Here is a 291-nt window from a genome sequence, read left to right as displayed (position 1 = left end):
CTCGACCTCGTCGGCGATCCGGCGGAACTCGGCGAAGTCCAGCCGGCGCGGGTACGCCGACCAGCCCGCGATGATCACCTTCGGGCGGTGCTCCTTGGCCAGCCGCTCCAGCTCCGCCATGTCGACCAGACCGGAATCGGTGTCCACGTGGTAGGGCACGACATTGAACTGCTTGCCCGAGAAGTTGATCTTCATGCCGTGGGTGAGGTGGCCGCCGTGGGCCAGGTCCAGGCCGAGGATGGTGTCGCCGGGCTGGGCCAGCGCGAACAGGGCGGCCTGGTTGGCGGAGGC

The 291-nt window shown here is 69.1% G+C and carries 1 pseudogene; it reads right to left on the bottom strand.

What is annotated here, in order from left to right:
- Window positions 1-291: pseudogene (locus ADK36_RS16480) on the bottom strand (serine hydroxymethyltransferase); the annotation flags it as partial.

Source organism: Streptomyces viridochromogenes (assembly GCF_001270495.1).
Lineage (GTDB): Bacteria > Actinomycetota > Actinomycetes > Streptomycetales > Streptomycetaceae > Streptomyces > Streptomyces viridochromogenes_A.
This window is presented reverse-complemented; position numbering and strand designations above follow the sequence as displayed.